The organism is Leptospira sarikeiensis, assembly GCF_004769615.1.
Lineage (GTDB): Bacteria > Spirochaetota > Leptospiria > Leptospirales > Leptospiraceae > Leptospira_B > Leptospira_B sarikeiensis.
On record NZ_RQGF01000030.1, the window covers coordinates 32402 to 50056 of the forward strand.

Sequence of the window (17655 nt, forward strand, 5' to 3'; positions counted from 1 at the left end):
GAGTTACCTTGCTTCCAAAGATTTTACTTTTTTTCTCTGGTTAGAAGGGAGAATTTTCAAGATCTTACGATACTTAGCCACAGTTCTTCTGGCAATCTCAATCCCTTTACTTTCTATTTTTTCCACTATATCCTGATCGGAGAGTGGATTTTCAGGATCTTCTTCTTTTACTAAATTACGAATGATATCATGGATCGTTTTGGAAGATTCCATTCCTCCTTCCGAACTCTTGGATTTTAATCCGGAAGAGAAGAACCATTTTAATTCCAGAATTCCCCAAGAAGTTTGCACATATTTATTGGAAGTGATCCTGGAAACTGTGGATTCGTGAAGATCCAATCTTTCTGCGATATCTTTTAGGGTAAGAGGTTTTAGGAATCGGACCCCTTTTTTGAAAAACTCTGTTTGTAATTCTATGATTGCTGAAACAACTCTATATAAGGTTTGTCTTCTTTGGTTTACGGAACGGATCAGCCATTCTGCAGAATTTAGTTTAGTAGAAATATATTCTTTATCAGAATCCTTAGCTCCCCCGCCTTTTTTGAGCATTCCCTTATACTCTTTATTAATTTTTAATTTAGGAAGCCACTCGTCGTTTAGAAGAATACTAAATTCTCCCTCGATCTCTCGAATGATCACATCCGGAACGATATAATCCGGTTTTTGAGGAGTGTATAGTGTAGCGGGAAACGGTTCTAATTTTTTGATCTCTGCAGCCATGGATTCTATGGCTTCTACAGGGAGTCCCATTTTTTTGGAAATTCCCTTATAATCCAATTTTTCCAGATCTTTTAGATAATTTTGGATCAGATCATGTAAATTCGTATCTTCCGGTTTTAAGATCTTAGCTTGAATATATAATGTTTCTTGGATGCTTCCTGCTCCGATCCCTAAAGGGTCGAGCTGATGGATCTGCTCCAAAACTTTCTTAATTGCCTTTGTAGATACTCCGATCTCTGTCGCAAGTTCCGTCTGTGTCTGAGAAATAAATCCTCTATCATCCAACATGGAGATCAGGATCTCAGCGATCTCCATTTCTTTCCCTTTTAAAGAAGAGATCCTAAGTTGCCAAAGTAAATGTTCAGAGAGGGATTGCGCGTTAGGAGATGATTCGATATATTTTTGATTTCTGTCGGAGGCGTCGGTACCTCTGGATTGAGGTCTATCTAAACTGAATGAATCTTGCCAGCCCGGATCCGAATTTTTGATAAAATCGTTCTTCTCTTTTCTTTTGAGATCATCTACTGAATATAATTCGGGGCTTTTGCTTCTTTCGGAAGATGCCTCCTCTTCCAACATAGGATTTTCCACAAGTTCTGCACTGATACGATCCGCCAGTTCCAGAGTAGACAAAGGCAGAAGTTCGATCGACTGGCGCAGATCCTGCGTCATGACGAGCTTCTGTGTCTGTTTCTGTACTAACTGATGGTTCAGATTCACAGCTTGAAGTCCTCTCCTAAATACATTCGTTTCGCTTCCTTATCGTTCACTAATTCCTTAGGTGAACCTGCGATCAAGATCCTACCACTATGCATGATATAGGCTCTATCGGTAATCTTTAATGTTTCTCGGACATTATGGTCCGTGATTAATATTCCTAGTCCCTTTTGTTTTAAACTATTTATAACAGTTTGAATATCTTTTACAGCTATAGGGTCAACCCCTGCGAACGGTTCGTCAAGAAGGATAAAATCCGGATTTGTGACTAAGGCTCTCGCGATTTCGCATCTTCTTCTTTCTCCACCTGAAAGAGTAAAACCTTTTTGGTTCGCGACTCGCATAATTTGTAATTCTAACAGTAGTTCGTCTCTTCTGCGAATGATTTCCGATCTTGAAATATTTAATGTTTCTAAGATCGCTTCCAAGTTTTCGGCGACTGTTAATTTTCTAAAAATAGAAGCTTCCTGAGCGAGATATCCTACTCCTAGTTTTGCACGAACATGCATAGGAGCTTCTGTGACATCTTGGTCATCAATGAATACATGTCCTGAATCAGGTTTTACGAATCCGACGGACATATAAAAAGAAGTAGTTTTTCCGGCACCATTCGGTCCTAGTAGACCGACTACTTCTCCTTTGCGAACATCGAAACTTACTCCGTCTACAACCTTACGCTTATTGTAAATTTTGATCAAGTTTTGGCATCGGATCCTTTGTCCCATTATGTAAGCCTAATTTCCTAAATGGACTCCTTCTGTCAGAATTGATCTTCCATCTCTTGGATAAAAGACGATTTTTCCCGCTCTTAGTATCTTACCGGCTCGATTGATCCTAGGATTTCCTTCTAAAAGCATCGATTCTTCGTTTTCAAAATAAGTGGCGTATTCTCCTTGGGCTTCAGTAGACCTGGAGTTGATTCGGATATCTCCTCGAATGACAGTTTCCTTCTTATCCATGAAACGTTCGAACTCTTGAGCGGTGATTGTGCTTGTGACCTTGTCCGAATTCTTTTCTAAAAATTCCATTTTTCCGTCTTCCGTAAGATGCATATAGTCTTCGTTCCGAAAAAAATCGAATATGTTACCGGATAACATCAGATTATTTTCTCGATCATGGACTTTAATATTCTTTCTTGCCTTGATGATTCTAGAGTCTTTGCCCACGGATTCGATTGTATCGGATATGATCTTCAGATCTTTTCTGAGAACCGTTGCATTTCCACTGATCGTAACGGTCCGATCGTTTTCTTCATTCGGTTTACTTTCGATCTTATCTCCTTTTAAGGTAGTTAAGATCGTTTCTTTTTTCTCTTCGCCGTTTGTATCTTTCTTAGTTTCTTCTGAAGTTTGGAATAATACTGTGTTTTCTTCCAACAAGATACGACTTTCATTTGTATAAAATGAAAGTTTTTTACCGCTTAAATATCTACTTTTAGAAAGTAAGATCGGATTCGGATCGGTAGTGATCAAATGTTCCGATTCGTTAAATACCGCCTCGGCACAGAAGATCGTGATCTCCGGGTGGTTCACGATCACTCCCCCATGCAGTTTTGTGATCTTGGTATTTAGTTCTCTATCTATTTGTTTTGCAGAAATGACCGTTGTCTTTCCTGTCTTGTCCCTAAATGTGAGTCTCGGTCTTTCTTTGATATAGACCATTTCGGAATATTTATCATATTCTCCTACTCCTGCTCTCATTACGGTCCCGTTTTCCTGGTCTTCTATATGAACTCCGTTCTTTAGAAAAGCCTTATATGCCTCTTTACCGAAGACCTCGATCCGATTCGCTCCTAATTTTACTTTTTTATGTTGGATCCAGGCTCCGCCTTCTAAGCTGAAGATAGTGACTTTCAGACCTTGGACTTCTCTATCTTCTTGTGTGAGCGCATTCGCTCCCCAATACGTTGGAAAACTTTCCTTCCGTTTCGGGTCAGCTTCTCCAATCCCTTGAAAAGATTTCGGGTCCAATGTTTCTGCTGAAAATAATAAGGGAGGTCTAGAATGTGTATCCACGACTTGAAATGGAAATAATAGAAATAGAATGAGTACAGATCGTATATGTTTCATTTATTTTTAGGAGAAGAAGAATTTAGAGGATTTGCTCCTCCTTGTGTAATTGCGCTTGGCCTTAAGATAGTGAATTTATTCAGATCCTTATCTGCTCTTAAGCCTATTCCTCTGATATGAGTTCCATTAGCGTCAATGACCACTTCTTCGTTGGAACTTAATTCTTTTGTTTCGTCATTATAATCCAAGGACTTGGCTCTCAGGGTCCTATGCTCTTCCGTTTTGAGAAGAATATTCCCTGTTAGTTTCATTAATTTTTTGGATTGGTTGATCTCTCCCTTTTCTCCGGTGAGTTTGGATTTAAATTTTCCATCCTCGTATTGGTCGAAGTCGATCCCGTACAAAACATATCTTTTTTCGTCAGCGTAAAGATATGCTTCTTGCGCTTTTAATTTCCATAATACGGTCCCATTTCCGTCGTACTGATCTTTTTGAAAATTTTTAAAAGAGACCGTAGATCCTTTCTCTTTTTCTTCTTCTACACGAGTATATTTAGCGTCCGATTTTCCTCCTGAATAAAAGAAGAAGATCAGAATTAAGATACCGATGCCCACTCCTAGACCCGGTCCGTATTTCTGAACGGTTTCCGGATCTAGTTTTAGCAGCTGAAGAATGCGTAAATACAAGTTCCTAATCGATTAGCGGTTTAGAATTTCCTGTTTTACGTAACGATCTAAACCTACCAATTCCTTTAATAGAGATTTGATTTCGGATAATGGATACTGAGTGGTAGCATCTGAAAGTGCCTTTGAAGGATCAGGATGCACTTCCATAAAAATACCTTCTATCCCGAGTGCAACTGCACTTCTGGTCATACTCGGAATATATTCTCTTTGTCCACCTGTGATATTTCCTGCAGCACCCGGCAATTGTGCGGAGTGAGTCGCGTCGAAAACGACTGGAATATCATAACTATGTAATATAGGGACAGTTCTTCCATCGAATACAAGATTTCCGTAACCGAATGTAGTCCCTCTTTCAGTTACCATGTATTTTTCGGAACCGGATTCTTGGATCTTAGTTTTGATATGTCTACAATCGGAAGGAGCTAAAAATTGACCTTTTTTAACGTTCACCCATTTTCCGGTTTTAGCGGATTCTGCGATCAGATCGGTTTGTCTGCTTAAGAATGCAGGGATTTGGTACATATCGATCACGTCTTTGAGCGGGCCAACTTGAGAAGTCTCATGAATATCGGTTAAAACAGGAACATTATATTTTTGTTTAATGAACTCCAGGTTTTTTACACCTTCTACAATTCCAGGGCCACGATAAGAAGTGACGGAGGAACGGTTTGCTTTATCGAAACTACTTTTGAAAACATATGGGATCCCAAGCTCTGTTGTGATTTCCACCATTTCAGCGCAAACTCTATCTAGTAGATCCCTGTTTTCCATTACACAAGGACCTGCGATGAGGAAGAATGGATTCTTTCCTCCGATCTTCTTACCGCTTAAAAAATCCCTTTCTTGGGCAGTTTTATCGCTCACTTAAGCCTTCCTAGAAAATTTGACCGCTGCTCGGATGAAACCGGCGAATAATGGATGCGGTTTAGTTGGTTTTCCGGTAAATTCCGGATGGAATTGCACTCCGATAAACCAAGGATGTTCAGGAATTTCCACGATTTCAATCAGGTTTTCGTCAGGAGAGATCCCTGAAAGAACCATCCCTTTCTCTTCGAATTTAGGTTTGTATTTGTTTGTGAATTCGAATCTATGTCTATGTCTTTCGTAGATGAGTTCTTGTTTGTATTCGTTGAACGCTAATGTATTCTTTTTGATCTTACAAGGATAAGATCCTAGGCGCATTGTTCCGCCCATTTGATCTATGTCCATTTGCTCTTCGATCAAAGAAATTACAGGATCCGGAGAATCAGGTCTGAACTCCGTAGAATTCGCATCCTTCATTCCTAAAACGTTTCTTGCGTATTCGATCACAGCACATTGCATCCCGAGACAGATCCCGAAAAATGGGATCCCTTTTGTTCTCGCATATTGGATCGCTGCGATCTTACCTTCGATCCCTCTATCTCCGAAACCTCCCGGAACTAAAACACCATGAGCGGATTTTAAAACATCCTTCACATTTGTTTTATCCAGTTTTTCAGGATCTACTTTGATAAATTCCACATTGGCTTCGTTTGCAATTCCACCATGGGATAAACTTTCATAAACGGATCTATATGCGTCGTGAAGGGAAATATACTTTCCTACAACAGCGATCTGGACGGTTTGTTTTGCGGATTGAAGACTTTTTATGATCTTCTCCCATTCCGTAAAATTGGATTTTCCAAGTTCTAGTCCTAGAGTTTTTAGAACGACCTGATCCAATTTTTCTTCCTTATACATTTTTGGAATTTCGTAAATGGAAGTGCTGATATCGGAAGCGGAGATCACGTTTTCTTCTTTCACGTTACAGAAGGAGGAGATTTTTCCTTTCATCTCTTTCGGCATCGGTTGATTGACCCTACAGATCAGGATATCCGGTTGGATCCCGAGTGCTAAAAGTTCTTTTACGGAGTGCTGAGTAGGTTTTGTTTTCGCTTCTCCGGCTACAGTGATTGTAGGAACTAAGGTAACATGAATGAATAACACTTGAGAAGGGCCATGCTCGTATCTCATCTGACGGATCGCTTCCAAAAACGGAATGGATTCGATGTCACCTACAGTCCCACCAATCTCAACGATCACGAAGTCAGTTGCATTCTCTCTTGCTAATGTATAAATTCTATTCCGGATCTCATTCGTGATATGAGGAACTACTTGGACAGTTCGTCCTAGATAATCCCCTTTTCTTTCTCTTTGGATAACAGTATTATAAATTTGTCCTGTTGAGACCGAATTTTTGCGAGTGAACTTGGATTTAGTAAATCTTTCGTAATATCCTAAGTCCAGATCCGTTTCTGCTCCGTCCTCGGTTACATAAACCTCACCATGTTGGTAAGGGCTCATAGTTCCCGGATCGATATTGATGTACGGATCCATTTTTTGAAGGGAAACGGTATAACCCCTACTTTCTAAAAGGCATCCCAGGGCTGCTGCGGACACTCCCTTTCCCAAGGAGGAACAAACTCCTCCGGTCACGAAAATAAATTTAGTTTTGGACAAACCGATCTCCTACCTTGCTGAACAGAGTTTTCTTCAGTCTCGGAAAATCCAACTCGGAATTTCGGAGAAATGAGTCGGCTTTTATGGTTTTTGACGAATTCTCCGGATGAGATCTGTGCTGGAAAATCCTGGAACAAATGGCAGGATTCGAACTTCTCCACCTAATTTACGAACGAGTGGAGTCTCAGGAAGAGCTTCTAGATCGTAATCTCCCCCTTTTACGTGAATATGAGGCGCAACACGAGAGATGAGCTCTAAAGGAGTGTCTTCTGTAAACACACTGATATAATCTACAAAGGAAAGACAGGAAAGAAGAAGAGCCCGATCCTCTTCCGGATTTACCGGACGCTCAGGGCCTTTCAGTCTTTTTACGGAAGAATCCGAATTGATCCCGATCCAAAGACAATCTCCCAGATCTCTTGCCTGAGAAAGATAAGTCAAATGTCCTTTATGAATTAGGTCGAATACACCGTTCGTAAAAACGATCTTCTTTTGTTTGCGGATCTGTTCTGAAATTTTTGCCGCTTCGTGAAACGGAATAATTTTCTCCACACAGGCATCGAAGGATGGATTCACTTAAAAACTGCCTTCTTTTCCAATGCTTCTAAAAGTTCTTCTAAGGAAACTGTCTCTGCTCCAAGTTTTCCTACTACAACTCCTGCTGCTGCATTCGAAACGATTGCAGATTCTAATTCTCCTAAACCTGCCGCCAAGAAGGAAGTATAAACTGAAATTACAGTGTCACCCGCTCCAGTAACATCGAATACTTCTTTTGCAACGGTTGGAATATGGAATGTTTTGGATTCGGAGGAAATGTATAAGCTCATTCCCTTTTCTCCACGAGTGATCATCATGGAAGGAGAATGAAGATCACCGGCGATCTTCTTTGCCGCCTCTTCCACCTCTGAATCCGTTTCTAATTTTTTACCGAGAGCCTTTCCCGCCTCGTGATGGTTCGGGGTCATTACGGTAGCTTTTTCATATTGGAAAAAATGTGAAACCTGAGGATCCACTGTTACGATCTTTTTATGTTGTACGGCAATATCGATTGTCTTTCGGATAAGGCTCGCTGTCAAAGTTCCCTTATCATAATCTGAAAGTACGACCGCGTCTGCCTCCTGTATGATCTTAGAAAAACTTTCCAATAATTCTTGTTCTTCTGCATCCGAAAGAGGAAAGGTCTCTTCTCTATCGATACGACAAACTTGCTGATGACCGGCGATCACTCTGGTTTTCAGAATGGTAGGAACTTTTTCGGAACGGATAATTGTGTTTTTAGAAGAGCTCGTGTTTTCGGTAGAAAGAAGATCGTCTAGAGTTTTTGCAGCAGGATCGTTTCCGGCTCTTCCGAGAACAAAGGACTGAACACCTAAACGAGATAAATTTTTTACTACGTTTCCAGCTCCGCCCAAAGTGGTTTTTTCATTTCGTACCCATACTACCGGAACAGGTGCCTCTGGAGAAATTCGGTTTACTTCTCCGATCAAATACTCATCTAAGATGAGATCTCCGATGACTATAATTTTAGTAGTTTTTAATTTGGAGGCAGCTTCTAAATATCGCTTTTTATCTAAGTAGTACAATTTTAAACCGGTCTTACTATTTTATTTGCGTTTTCCCTTCAAAAGGTTAGGATAAATCTTAGGTGTCAAGAACTACAATTCCGATCTTTCCTCTTCCTGAGGTCATTCTATTTCCTGGGACTTTTCTTCCTCTTCATATTTTCGAACCGAGATATAGGATGATGTTAGATTATTGTTCCGAGTCCGGAGAGGAAATGGCGATCGCTCCTATCAAAATGGAGCCGAATAATCTAAAAAACCCTCATCCGGAAATTGAGACGGTTTTCGGTTGGGGAAGTATTGTGCGAAGAGATCCTCTGCCTGACGGAAGATCGAATATTCTTTTGGAAGGGAAAGGGATCGCAAAATTAGAATCTTATGATGCGATGGAACCTTTTCGGATCGGGATCGTTGAGAAGATAGAACCGGATTCCAAATATATGGAAGACAAACTTTTTGTAGAAACATTCGATCGTATCTTATATCTCACCAAAAGGATCCTACTTTCAGAAGGCGCAAAAGAAGAACTCATTCTTAGAATGAACGATCTATGGTCTCATCCATTTCCGGTAGACTTTATCTCTTCTATCCTCAATTTCAACTTTCAGAAAAAACAGGAAATCCTTTCCAGCCGAGACCAAGTCCTCAAAGCTCAGCTACTCGTCGGCATCGTAGAAGAAATGAATTTAGGAGAATAGATCTATTTTTCTTAGAGTTTTCACGCAGAGGCGCAAAGCCGCGAAGTCAAGAAGGGTTTTATTGAAATTCTTTTAGAAAAACTCTGTGTCCTCTGTGCTCTCAGCGTGAAACAAAAAAATGATTTCGCACAGAGTTCACGGAGATCACAGAGAATTTTTAGGAAAAACAGTAGTTTGTCCCTGAGTGATTCGAACGAAGTGAGAATCGTATCGAAGGAACAGAATACAGAAATTTTTTACTAGTACGACCTAACTTCGTGACGCTTTGCGTGCGATACATTTTGCTTCGCAAAACACTCTAGCGACCAGTCCCTTCTCAGTGATCTCTGTGTGCTCCGTGCGAACCAATATTAATTCACAACTTTTTTAAATACTCTGCGGGATAATACGAATCGGTCCAGCCACCATTTCATTCGGATCTTGTCTATGACAACGCCTCTAGTGGAAGATGCATGAGCGAATTCTTCTCCATTTAAGACCATTCCTACATGAGTGACTTTGGATTGGTTTGGAGATGCTGAGAAGAAGATCAGATCTCCTGATCTCATTTCATTATGATTCACTCCGGTTCCCATCTTAGTCTGAGCACTCGAAGCACGAGACACCATTTTTTCCGGAACGCCGATACGACCGTCCGTTAAAACTCTAAATGTAAAACCTGAACAATCAGTTCCGGTTTTTGCGGCATTGGCCCATTTATAAGGAGTTCCTACCCATTCCTTTGCTACTTTTTGAAGAACGGTGGAAGATAATGTTTCCCAACCTTCTTTTTTAGAAGGTTCCGGTTCAATTGTTTCTCCCGGCTCGGGAAGATTTGGGACTAAGGGAGGATCCGGCAAAGGTTCAATTCTAGGACGATCTCCAATCACGATCCCACCTACTTCTTCCAAAGAGGTTTCGACCGCTCGAGCGGATGCGAATTTTTGTGAAGAACTGACCTTCTCCCCTTCATGCAGTTTTTTTAAATTAGAAAGAAGAATCGCCGAGGCACCATCCATTTTGGAATCTAAAACGGATTTAAATGCTGTTTCCGTCTTCGCAAAAGGAATACTTCTACCTTTTGTTGGGAATTGAGAAAGAATTTTGGAAGCGAGACGATTCTCCGGAAAGTCGACTAACTTTCCTGCAACAAGAGCTCTTCCTCCTGCAAGTACAGAAAAACCATCCCATTTTTTTTCCATGGCAGCTTCCACAAAACGGTTTCGGACTTCTTCTCTGATCCCTGCTTTTTTGGTTTCTTTAAAATATAAACCGATATAGCTGAAGTCTTCCTTGGACAGTTCACGTTTGGAGCTAACAGGAATTGCGTCTTCCGCCTCTTCGAAAGTCAGGCCTTCCTTTACCGCAAAGTCCAGATTGACAATGAGTTCTGCAGTTTTTTCCGGACTAGAACCTTCCAAAATTGCCCAAGGGATCACATTTTTAGTGATCTTTAAAACTTCCTTACTTTCTGCTCTTTTTCCCAATTTTTGAAAAACAGTATTTTTGATGAGTAAGGTCTGCCCCCTGTCCCAATCCGATTTTAATAAGTCTTCGAAAGGATCTGCAAATATAGAAAAGTTGAATAAAAGAAGAAGGTTAACTACTAAGATCCGAACTCTCATTTTACACCATGCATCCAAGATTCTAATTTATTACGGAACAGAAAAAGACAGGCTGCTGTAATTGTAGGAAGAAAGAAGAAGATCAAAAAAAATCCGGATAAGGATTCTCTTCCTCCCATGAACTGCGTCAATTCTCCTGCTAAAATATGTGCGAAAAAGTTCGCTAAGAACCAAAATCCCATCATCATGGATGCGACTTTTACGGGAGCAAGCTTTGTTACTAAGGATAGACCTACTGGAGATAAAAATAATTCTCCGATAGTTAAGAGTAAAATAGAGAGAATGATCCAAATAGAAGAGAATTTTTCTGCAGATCCGAAAGTTACTATGGAAAGAAGAAGATAACCTAATCCTAAAATGATCAGTCCTAAACAGAACTTAGTTACTGTGGAAATATGTTTCCCCGACTCTTCGAATTTTTTCCAGATCCAAGAAACCACGAGTGCAAGACTTACCACAAAGAGTGGATTGAGAGATTGGTAATTCGCAGCAGGAATTTCCCAGCCTAAAATATTTCTGTCTACGTACCTATCTATGATCAAACTTAAGGAAGAACCGATCTGCTCGTAAGAAGCCCAGAATGTAATCGTAACCGCTGAGAAAACAAGGATCGCAAAAATTCTTTCTCTATTTTGTTTCGGGTCTTCTACTTCCGATCCGGAATTAGATTCATTTCCTTTCGCTAAGAATGCTTGAGAATTTACTCTTCTTCCCAAAAATCCAAAGATGATAAGACCGATGAGCATTCCAACTGCCGCAATTCCGAATCCATAATGCCAGCCCTTATATTCTGCAAGATTTGCACAGGCCCAGGTGCCTAAGATCGCTCCTAAGTTAATCCCAAAGTAGAATATAGTAAAACCTGAATCTTTTAGCTCAGGTTTACCTTCCAATTCGTAAATTCTTCCTACAACTGTGGAAATGCAAGGTTTGAAAAAACCGTTTCCTGCGATTAGAAGTCCGAGCCCCAAATAAAAAGCTTCAAGCCCATTAAATGCCAAAGAAAGATGCCCGAACATCATTAGAGTCCCGCCCAGAAAAATGGAACGTTTATAACCTAAAAACTTATCGGCTAAAAGACCGCCGATGATCGGGGTCAAATATACGAATCCATTATAAAAACCGTATATTCTCCCTGCTTTTGCATCCGGCATTAAAAGTTCTTTCGTTAAGAATAGAACAAGAAGTGCTCTCATTCCATAAAAAGAAAATCTCTCCCACATTTCTACGAAGAAGAGAACGTATAGACCTTTTGGGTGACTTATTGACCTTTGGCTCTGGATTTCCATTCTGGTTCCGGAATATTAGATTCAAAATTTGCGTATCTGGCAGCTACGAATAGATGATCGGACAACCTGTTTAAGAAACGAAGATTTTCCGCAAAGACTTCATGCCCTTCTTCCTTATAACGAACAAGATCTCTTTCCAGTCTTCTGGCCTGAGTTCTTGCAACATGTAGAAAAGAAGAAGAGGAAGATCCTCCAGGTAATATGAAATTTTTCAAAGGAAGAAGTGATTCCTGCCAAAGATCGATCTCTTTTTCTAATTCTGAAATATCTTCTTCTAGGATACAGGATGAATCATCTTTCTTCTTATAACCTGCAAGCTCCGAACCAAGTTCGAAGAGTAAGTTTTGGATCCTTTCTAATGATTTTTTTAATTTTGAAGTTTCACTTAGAAAAGAAATTGCGACTCCAATGCTGGAGTTGAGTTCATCTGCCGTTCCATACAGTTCAACTCTCTTGTCGGATTTGGAGACTCTTCCTCCGGAAGCCAAAGACGTGCTTCCGCCGTCTCCTTTTTTGGTATAAATTTTCATAAATAGCCTGAATTTAGGGGACAGAATTCGAAAAACTTCCGAATTTTCCTTCCAGAAAAGCGATTTTCAGGGAAAAAAAGTTGCGAAATGGCTAAAGTAAATGGTAGAATGAGGACAGATTTTCCCCCTTTTGGATTATCGTCGACCTCGGCTTTAGTCTTTAGGAAAAATCATAAAAAAAATCTCCCCATCAAAAAAAGGGAGTGAAATTCGCAGTGGAAATCCGGGTTGCCCGGGAGGTTCTCCCCTCCTAAAAGCCCGGCCTTATAGTTCGGACGGATCCGAACTCTAGCTACAGGGAGGTTGTTGATGATTATCAATCACAACATCAGCGCTCTTCGTGCAAATAATGTACTGAAGACAGTTAACCACGAGCTGGACAAAACTACCGAAAAATTATCAACCGGAATGAGGATCAATCGAGCCGGTGATGATGCTTTGGGTTTCGCAGTTTCTGAAAGGATGCGTACTCAAATTCGTGGTCTTGCCCAAGCAGAAAGAAACGTAATGGATGGAGTTTCCTTTATCCAGGTGACCGAAGGGAATCTGGAACAGGTGAATAATATTCTCCAAAGATTAAGAGAACTCTCCATCCAAACTTCCAACGGGATTTACTCGGACGATGATCGTAAACTCGTTCAACTGGAAGTAGATCAGCTCATCGAAGAAGTGGACAGATTGGGTAAATCCGCCGAGTTCAATAAAATTCGTCCATTGAGCGGAGCCTATTCTAAGGATTCTAAAAATCCGATCCAGTTGCATGTTGGACCGAATCAGAACGAGAAGCTGGAAATTTTCGTAGATGCTATGAATGCAGGCGCTCTTCAGTTAGAAACGAATGGGAAAAAGCAGACTTTGTCTACTCCCGCTTCTTCTAATGCGATGATCGGTATTCTGGATAACGCGATCCAAAAGGTGAATAAACAAAGATCCGATTTAGGAGCTTATTATAACCGTTTGGAAATTACAGCAGAAGGTCTGCAGTCAAACTATATCAATATGGTTTCTGCAGAAAGCCGAGTAAGGGACGCGGATATGGCAGAACATATCGTGGACTATACAAAAAATCAGATTTTAACGAAAAGTGGGGTTGCAATGCTTGCACAAGCAAACATGAGACCTGAGCAGGTAGTTAAACTTTTGAATGAAAGATTCGGTTAATCTAAAAAAACCTTTTTAGGATCCGATAGAACCCGTCCGAGAGGACGGGTTTTTTATTAGAGTCGAACAAGCTTCGTTTTTTTAGTATTTTTCAGCCTGTGCTTTGTAAGCGGCAGCTTCCTTTTCTGCATGGTCTGCTAATTTTTTGTATTTTTCTTTTTCAGCAGCATCGCTAGTCGCCTTACCACCATGAGATTGAGATGCTAAGGACTTATATTTCTCAGCCAATTCTTTATGATCTTTGGCTTTTTTCCCGAAATAGTCTTTTGCAATCTTTTTAAGATCTGGTGTAGTTGCTTCCGCGATCAATAGATTATCCAGCTCGGTAAATGCGGAAACATTTCCTGCTAGGATTAGGGAGAAGAGGATTGTTGCTAAAGTTTTTTTCATACGTACTCCTATTTTGGCCCGTTATTCTACGGTGCTCTTTAAAATTAGTCAATATTAAATTTCTGGAATTATTTTAACATTTTATAAAATGCGAAATGATTTTAATCAGGCTTCTTTAGGACTTTTTAAAGGTTCCTTTTTTTGCATCGCATTCTTTTTTCGTTAAGGAGATCCACCCCTTCCCTTTGCAGGAGTTCTGGCCTGAGCAAGAGTTTCCTTGGGTGTGGCAGTCACTTTTTCCTTTGCAGGAATTGATCCCGTGGCATTCCCCTTTTGTGTTTTCTGCGGAAGTGTCCTGCTTTTCGGAAAATACTTCTCCAGATAAAAACAATCCGGACAGTGCAGCGCCAATGATTATTTTTTTAGTAGTGTTGTTCATCATTCAATCCTTATAATATTATTTTGATTTCGATCTTTTCTTCTTCTGGGAAGTTTTTGGATCCGGATCCTGGAATTCTATGATCATCTCTCTGGAACCGGAATATAAAGTTATATTTCCTGAATTTCCAAGGAAAGGTTTTTCTTCAGAGAAAACTCGTTTTTGGATACTTTCTAGAAATTTCGTAACAATCCCGAAATTTCCTTCTTTCCAGAGCATGTAAATAGGAGGATATACTAAAAGTTCCAGAATAAAACTGGTCAATAATCCTCCTACCATCGGAGCTGCGATCCGTTTCATTACATCTGAACCGGTCCCACTGGACCACATGATCGGGAGAAGTCCCATCATTGCAGCTAAGACAGTCATAATTTTAGGACGAACTCTATGCACAGCGCCATGGATGATCGCTTCTATTAATTCTTCCTTTGTCTTGAGCCTTCCCTTTTTTGCAGCATCTGCATAGGAAAGATCCAGATAGAGAAGCATGAATACTCCAGTTTCCGCATCGAGTCCCATAAGAGCGATCATTCCGACCCAAACTGCGACTGAGATCTGATAGTCTAGAATATAAAGTAAACCGATCGCTCCAACGAGTGAAAAAGGAACTGCGAGTAAAACGATCAGAGTTTTAGCGTAGGATTTGGTATTAAAATAGAGTAACAGGAAAATGATGAATACGGTCAAAGGTAGAATATAGGCCATTCTTTCTCTAACTCGGATCATATTTTCATACTGCCCGCTCCAAACGATCGAATATCCTGGAGGAAGTTGTATATTCTCGGAAACTTTCTTCTTTGCATGATCCACAAAACCTCCAATATCGGAAGTAGAAGGATCCACATAAACATAACCTGCCAGAAACCCGTTCTCATCCCTGATCATGGAAGGTCCGGTTTTTGTTCCTATATCCGCGATCTCTGAAATTGGAATATGTCCGAATTCCTTTGTAGGAACTAAGATCGTTTTTATTTTCTCTAATGAATCTCTAAGTTCTCTCGGATAACGTAGATTAACGGAGAATCTTTCCCTACCCTCTATCGTTTGTGTAATCGGTTCCCCACCTATTGCGGCTACTATGATCTGTTCTGCGGTTTCGACGGAGATATTGTATCTAGCTAGTTTTTCCCTTCTTAAATTAAGATCTAAAAAATATCCCCCAGCAGTTCTTTCTGCAAAAACGCTGCGTACATTTTTTTCAGTCTTTAGAAGCGTTTCAATCTTGATCCCGATGGATTCTATTTCCTCTAAAGAAGAACCTAGGATCTTTATCCCGATCGGTGTTCTCATTCCCGTGCTTAACATATCGATCCTAGTCTTGATCGGCATGGTCCAAGCGTTGGTCGCTCCGGGAAATTGCATCTGTTCGTTCATTTTTTGGATCAATTCATCTTTAGTCACCCGCTCAGATATAAAAGGTAGAAAAGGGTATTGAAAGATCCTGGGCCAATTGGAATAAAATCTGTCTGCCTTTCTCCATTCATCCTGTGGTTTTAGTAATATCACAGTTTCCATCATGGAGAATGGAGCGGAATCAGTTGCAGTATCCGAACGTCCCGCTTTTCCGAAAACTCTCTTCACTTCCGGAAATGATTTGAGCCTTTTATCCATAGAGATCATGAGTTTTTCAGCTTCTGCGACTGAGATCCCGGGTAAGGTCGTAGGCATATACAAAAAGGATTCCTCATATAATTGGGGCATAAATTCAGAACCGAGGCTGAAATACACAGGGATCGTAAGAGCAACCAATACGAATGCGGAAGTTATTATCGTTTTAGGTTTGTGTAATACGTAACGACATGCCGGTTCATATAATTTGAATAATATCTTACTTACAGGATGTTTTTCTTCCGGGTAATATTTTCCTACAAGTAATGTGGTGGCCAGTTTAGATAGGGTCACATTTTTAAAACGGAAAGGTTCCATTCTTGTGAATAACATCCTTACTGCCGGATCCAGACTAATTGCTAAAAATGCCGCCACAGCCATCGCAATATTTTTAGAATATGCTAGAGGACGGAAGAGTCTTCCTTCTTGATCTACCAAAGTGAAAATCGGAAAGAATGCGACAGCGATCACTATAAGAGAAAAGAATACGGAAGGGCCCACTTCCAATAATGCTTCTAATCTTACTGAATGGTAGTCTCCGATCCTTCCTCCTGCTTCCCATTCTTCTAATTTTTTATATGCATTTTCAACTTCTACTATTGCCCCATCTACTAACACTCCGATGGAGATCGCCATACCTGCTAAGGACATGATATTCGCGTTGATATCCAGTAAGTTCATCGGAATGAAAGCCATGATCACGGAAATTGGGATCGTCAATATTGGGATGATCGCGGATGGAAAATGCCAGAGAAATATGAGTATCACGATAGATACGATGATCATTTCTTCGATCAGTTTGAATTTTAGATTGCTGATCGCATGTTCTATAAGTTCAGATCTATCATAGGTCGTGATGAGTTCGGCTCCGTTCGGAAGATTTTTTTTGATCTCTTCCAGCTTTGTTTTTACACGGTCTATTACTGTGAGTGCATTTTCTCCGTGCCTCATCACGACGGTGCCTGCTACAATATCCCCTTCACCATCTAAATCTGCGATCCCTCGTCTTATATCCGGTCCGAATTGAACGGATGCTACGTTTTTCAAAAGGATCGGAGTTCCGTTCGTGTCCGTTGACAAAGGAATATTCTCTATATCCGCTAAAGAGGAAAGATATCCTCTTCCTCTCACCATATATTCGGCTCCGGAGATCTCTAATAGTCTTCCACCGGTTTCTTGGTTACTTTCTCTGACCCTTTGGATCACTGTTTCGAAATCGACATTGTAGGATCTTAATGCATTTGGATGGATCGTGATTTGATATTGTTTTTTAAAACCTCCGATCCCAGCAATTTCGGACACACCAGGAACCGCATTGAGTAAGTACCTTAAGTGAAAATCTTGATAAGTCCTAAGATCCGAAAGTGAATTGTTTCCGGAAGTATCTATAAGCGCATATTGATAAACCCAACCCACGGCACTCGCGTCCGGTCCCAATTCCGTTTTTACACCAGTTGGAAGCGATGATTGGATCCTAGAAAGATATTCCAGAACTCTGGATCTTGCCCAATAGATATCAGTTCCGTCTTGGAAGATCACATATACATAGGAAAATCCGAAATCTGAAAAACCTCGGACCACCTTAATTTTAGGTGCGCCCAAAAGAGAAGTGATGATCGGATAGGTCACCTGGTCTTCCATAATGTCCGGGCTTCTATCCCATCGAGAATAAATGATCACTTGTGTGTCAGAAAGATCTGGGATTGCATCCAATGGGATCGTTTTCATAGAAACATATGAGGCGATCAGAATGCAAAAAGTGATCAGAAGGACTAAAAATTTATTCTCAGCCGAAAAACGTATGATCTTTTCTATCATATA

The 17655-nt window shown here is 40.4% G+C and carries 16 protein-coding genes; 2 read left to right on the plus strand and 14 right to left on the minus strand.

Annotated features, from left to right (window positions below):
* Positions 1-3: 3 nt before the first annotated feature.
* The 8 genes from rpoN to rfaE1 form a co-directional block, all read right to left on the minus strand.
* Positions 4-1440 carry an RNA polymerase factor sigma-54 gene (rpoN, locus tag EHQ64_RS15170; RefSeq protein ID WP_135650651.1) on the minus strand — a complete coding sequence of 479 codons (1437 nt, stop codon included), beginning with the start codon at positions 1438-1440 and terminating at the stop codon, positions 4-6.
* Positions 1437-2162, minus strand: coding sequence for an LPS export ABC transporter ATP-binding protein (lptB, locus tag EHQ64_RS15175; RefSeq protein WP_135650652.1), 726 nt, complete (start codon positions 2160-2162; stop codon positions 1437-1439). The genes rpoN and lptB overlap by 4 nt, the downstream gene beginning before the upstream one ends.
* A 9-nt stretch (positions 2163-2171) precedes the next feature.
* Positions 2172-3506, minus strand: a complete 1335-nt coding sequence (locus EHQ64_RS15180) for an LptA/OstA family protein (RefSeq protein ID WP_135650653.1) — start codon at positions 3504-3506, stop codon at positions 2172-2174.
* The gene (gene lptC / locus EHQ64_RS15185) at positions 3503-4111 is read right to left on the minus strand and encodes an LPS export ABC transporter periplasmic protein LptC (RefSeq protein WP_425460442.1); all 609 of its coding nucleotides are present in this window, start codon (positions 4109-4111) and stop codon (positions 3503-3505) included. Before lptC ends, EHQ64_RS15180 begins: the two co-directional genes overlap by 4 nt.
* A gap of 33 nt (positions 4112-4144) precedes the next feature.
* Positions 4145-4996 (minus strand): 3-deoxy-8-phosphooctulonate synthase, encoded by an 852-nt coding sequence (gene kdsA / locus EHQ64_RS15190; RefSeq protein WP_135650655.1) that lies wholly within the window; start codon positions 4994-4996, stop codon positions 4145-4147.
* Complete coding sequence (locus tag EHQ64_RS15195) at positions 4997-6613, minus strand: CTP synthase (RefSeq protein ID WP_135650656.1); 1617 nt, start codon at positions 6611-6613, stop codon at positions 4997-4999. It lies immediately after the preceding gene.
* Positions 6614-6694: 81 nt separating this feature from the next.
* Positions 6695-7189 carry a D-glycero-beta-D-manno-heptose 1-phosphate adenylyltransferase gene (gene rfaE2, locus EHQ64_RS15200; RefSeq protein ID WP_135650657.1) on the minus strand — a complete coding sequence of 165 codons (495 nt, stop codon included), beginning with the start codon at positions 7187-7189 and terminating at the stop codon, positions 6695-6697.
* A complete protein-coding gene (gene rfaE1, locus EHQ64_RS15205) occupies positions 7186-8196 on the minus strand; it encodes a D-glycero-beta-D-manno-heptose-7-phosphate kinase (RefSeq protein WP_135650658.1) in 1011 nt (336 codons plus the stop codon). Before rfaE1 ends, rfaE2 begins: the two co-directional genes overlap by 4 nt.
* A gap of 62 nt (positions 8197-8258) precedes the next feature.
* Between rfaE1 and EHQ64_RS15210 the strand changes: the two genes are divergently transcribed.
* Positions 8259-8873: an LON peptidase substrate-binding domain-containing protein gene (locus EHQ64_RS15210; protein ID WP_135650659.1), complete on the plus strand. Its 615-nt coding sequence runs from the start codon at positions 8259-8261 to the stop codon at positions 8871-8873.
* A 350-nt stretch (positions 8874-9223) separates the two neighbouring features.
* Here the strand turns inward: EHQ64_RS15210 and EHQ64_RS15215 are convergent, their stop codons facing one another.
* From EHQ64_RS15215 to EHQ64_RS15225, 3 genes are read right to left on the minus strand one after another with little or no spacing between them, the layout of a single operon-like run.
* Positions 9224-10477 (minus strand): C40 family peptidase, encoded by a 1254-nt coding sequence (locus tag EHQ64_RS15215; RefSeq protein WP_135650660.1) that lies wholly within the window; start codon positions 10475-10477, stop codon positions 9224-9226.
* Complete coding sequence (locus EHQ64_RS15220; RefSeq protein ID WP_135650661.1) at positions 10474-11766, minus strand: peptide MFS transporter; 1293 nt, start codon at positions 11764-11766, stop codon at positions 10474-10476. The genes EHQ64_RS15215 and EHQ64_RS15220 overlap by 4 nt, the downstream gene beginning before the upstream one ends.
* Positions 11739-12296: a cob(I)yrinic acid a,c-diamide adenosyltransferase gene (locus EHQ64_RS15225; protein ID WP_135650662.1), complete on the minus strand. Its 558-nt coding sequence runs from the start codon at positions 12294-12296 to the stop codon at positions 11739-11741. The genes EHQ64_RS15220 and EHQ64_RS15225 overlap by 28 nt, the downstream gene beginning before the upstream one ends.
* A 309-nt stretch (positions 12297-12605) precedes the next feature.
* Here EHQ64_RS15225 and EHQ64_RS15230 point away from each other — a divergent pair, with 309 nt between their 5' ends.
* Positions 12606-13457 carry a flagellin N-terminal helical domain-containing protein gene (locus EHQ64_RS15230; protein ID WP_135650663.1) on the plus strand — a complete coding sequence of 284 codons (852 nt, stop codon included), beginning with the start codon at positions 12606-12608 and terminating at the stop codon, positions 13455-13457.
* A gap of 81 nt (positions 13458-13538) precedes the next feature.
* On the opposite strand, the gene EHQ64_RS15235 is transcribed toward EHQ64_RS15230, so the two are convergent.
* The 3 genes from EHQ64_RS15235 to EHQ64_RS15245 all read right to left on the minus strand — a co-directional run bounded on the left by EHQ64_RS15235 (position 13539) and on the right by EHQ64_RS15245 (position 17652).
* Positions 13539-13847, minus strand: coding sequence for a hypothetical protein (locus tag EHQ64_RS15235; protein ID WP_135650664.1), 309 nt, complete (start codon positions 13845-13847; stop codon positions 13539-13541).
* Positions 13848-13962: 115 nt separating this feature from the next.
* On the minus strand, positions 13963-14229 hold the full coding sequence (bufA2, locus tag EHQ64_RS20410; protein ID WP_476737865.1) for a BufA2 family periplasmic bufferin-type metallophore: 267 nt from the start codon (positions 14227-14229) through the stop codon (positions 13963-13965).
* Positions 14230-14244: 15 nt separating this feature from the next.
* Complete coding sequence (locus EHQ64_RS15245; protein WP_246048797.1) at positions 14245-17652, minus strand: efflux RND transporter permease subunit; 3408 nt, start codon at positions 17650-17652, stop codon at positions 14245-14247.
* Positions 17653-17655: the final 3 nt, after the last annotated feature.

Coding starts and splice junctions, on each gene's coding strand:
- lptB (WP_135650652.1), bottom strand. CDS start 2,162: ATGGGACAAAGGATCCGATGCCAAAACTTGATCAAAATTTACAATAAG.
- EHQ64_RS15180 (WP_135650653.1), bottom strand. CDS start 3,506: ATGAAACATATACGATCTGTACTCATTCTATTTCTATTATTTCCATTT.
- EHQ64_RS15215 (WP_135650660.1), bottom strand. CDS start 10,477: ATGAGAGTTCGGATCTTAGTAGTTAACCTTCTTCTTTTATTCAACTTT.
- EHQ64_RS15220 (WP_135650661.1), bottom strand. CDS start 11,766: ATGGAAATCCAGAGCCAAAGGTCAATAAGTCACCCAAAAGGTCTATAC.
- EHQ64_RS15225 (WP_135650662.1), bottom strand. CDS start 12,296: ATGAAAATTTATACCAAAAAAGGAGACGGCGGAAGCACGTCTTTGGCT.
- EHQ64_RS15230 (WP_135650663.1), top strand. CDS start 12,606: ATGATTATCAATCACAACATCAGCGCTCTTCGTGCAAATAATGTACTG.
- EHQ64_RS15235 (WP_135650664.1), bottom strand. CDS start 13,847: ATGAAAAAAACTTTAGCAACAATCCTCTTCTCCCTAATCCTAGCAGGA.
- bufA2 (WP_476737865.1), bottom strand. CDS start 14,229: ATGATGAACAACACTACTAAAAAAATAATCATTGGCGCTGCACTGTCC.
- EHQ64_RS15245 (WP_246048797.1), bottom strand. CDS start 17,652: ATGATAGAAAAGATCATACGTTTTTCGGCTGAGAATAAATTTTTAGTC.